At 40.5% G+C, this 2,062-nt stretch carries 2 protein-coding genes and 1 pseudogene; 1 reads left to right on the forward strand and 2 read right to left on the reverse strand.

Going from position 1 to position 2,062, the window contains the following annotated elements:
• Positions 1-125: 125 nt before the first annotated feature.
• The gene (gene recO, locus QZY09_RS23655; protein WP_295676896.1) at positions 126-851 is read right to left on the reverse strand and encodes a DNA repair protein RecO; all 726 of its coding nucleotides are present in this window, start codon (positions 849-851) and stop codon (positions 126-128) included.
• Positions 851-1,210, reverse strand: a complete 360-nt coding sequence (locus QZY09_RS23660; protein ID WP_295676898.1) for a diacylglycerol kinase family protein — start codon at positions 1,208-1,210, stop codon at positions 851-853. Before QZY09_RS23660 ends, recO begins: the two co-directional genes overlap by 1 nt.
• Before the next feature lie 188 nt (positions 1,211-1,398).
• On the opposite strand from QZY09_RS23660, the pseudogene QZY09_RS23665 reads away from it, so the two are divergent.
• Positions 1,399-2,062 (forward strand): annotated as a pseudogene (locus QZY09_RS23665) (Fis family transcriptional regulator); the annotation flags it as partial.

The raw sequence follows: 2,062 nt of genomic DNA on the forward strand, positions 1-2,062 counted from the left end.
ATAAAGCAAAGTTAGAAATAATTGACCAAAAAATAATTAAAATTCAAACTGAGACACTACCAAATATTCGATTTTTCAAATTCAAAAAACACGATCAAACAATTTCAGAGATAATTTGAATAATTTTACCCCAGCACCTCCTCCAACACCTCATGCGACCGGATATTACCGAACCCTTCAATATGCAGGGTATAGTAATCCAATAGCTTTTGCACCAGGTAGCGGCGTTCATCATTTGTGAGTTTAAGCTGCAAAATATTTTCAAATGTAGCTTCAAGCAGCGCTGTAAAGTTTTGTGTATGCGGCGGCGACAGGTATAAAATAGTGTCCGGCTTGTAGTTGCTGAAAACACCATTTTTTAGGTCGAAATAATCGGCATTCCCGGCAAGGTAACGATCAGGGTAAAAGCCCAGGTAGCGCGTAAGCCTGGTTAAAAAAAACAGGTGAAAGTTTGACAGCCCTTCGCTCTGGTGATCCAGCCATTCAATCGCGTTGAAAACAAACTCAAACAAATTTTCATCCGCAGTTTGTTGTTTGATCGCCTTGTATAAAACTTCATTTAAAAAGATCGCCAGGCTGCTTTTTATCACATCATAGGGAATAGTTTGCAACTGCGGCGAGTTTTTTAGTTCCTTTATGCGCTGTACATTCCCGGTATTTTTATAATACACCACCATATCCAGCAAGTGCAGCGGCTGGAACATATTCCGGGCTATTTTTGCCTTTGGCTTTTTTGCACCGTTTACAATGTATGATTGCAAGCCGAACTTCTCTGTAAAAACCTGCACAATAATGCTGCTGTCGCCATAATCAGTAGTTTTAAAAACGATGCCGCGGGTTTTATGAAGCATTATCTGATCAGTAACAGCAATTTTGGTAAAAAAATAATAATACCGGTAGTTAAAGCAAAAAGTGCAGCAATAACTACAGCCCCTGCGCTCATATCTTTTATATGCCCCGCCTTTTCGTTATATCCCGGCGAAACCAGGTCAACTAATGTCTCGATCATAGTATTGAAGATCTCCGTTACCAACACCAGGGCTATACAAACTGCTATCCATTGCCATTCGATAACGGAAATATGCAGCCAGATCCCCAGCGAAACCGCAACCGCCGTTACGCCAAGGTGAATCCTGAAATTGAGCTGCGTTTTTGTAGTGTAGGCTATGCCCTTAAATGCATAACCAAAACTGCGGAATAATTTTTTCATTAATCAGGCAATCATTTAGACTATTTTCCGGAAATTTTGTCCATTTTCAAATCAACTTGTCTTCAAATCTGAAATTTCCATGGTACAAATCTGCACATTTGCTAAACAATGTCACAATATCATTTCCGGAAATACCATGATAAATCTATTTTCGTAGTTTAGCGACCCGTAACAACCCGTATTAAATAATGATTTGGAAGAAGATTGCTGCTATTATATTAAAGAACCGACTGCTTATACTGATCCTGATCGCGGTTTCCAGCATTTTTATGGGTTACGAAGCCAGCAAAGTCCGCATCACTTTCAACGGCGGCAAAGTTTTACCGGTGACGGATTCGGCATATATCAGGTACACCGAGTTTAAAAAACTGTTCGGGCAGGACGCCAGTACCATGGTGATCGGCTTTAAATCGCCTGATATATTCAAAAAAGATGTCTTTAACGATTGGTACCAGGCTGGTGAGCACATACAGCATATAAAGGGTATTAAGGCGGTAATTTCGATGGCCAATTTATTTAACCTCGAAAAAGATACCCTTAACCACCGTTTTATTATAAAACCCCTGGTTACGCATCCGCTCACCACAGATCAGGCGGTTGACAGTGTAAAAAATCAATTGCTTTCGCTACCTTTTTATAAAGGACTTATTTTAAGCGAAAACAACCAGGCCACGTTGATGGCTATCACCTTTGAGGGCAAAATTTTAAATACGCCGGCCCGGGTGCCAATTATTGATACGATCCTTAAAATCGGCAAAAACTTCGGGCAAAAGCACCAGATCGAAATGCATTATTCCGGCCTGCCGCTTATCCGTACTATTTCAAGCGACTTGATGAAGAATGAGTTCACGC

The organism is uncultured Mucilaginibacter sp. (assembly GCF_903913935.1).
Taxonomy (GTDB): domain Bacteria; phylum Bacteroidota; class Bacteroidia; order Sphingobacteriales; family Sphingobacteriaceae; genus Mucilaginibacter.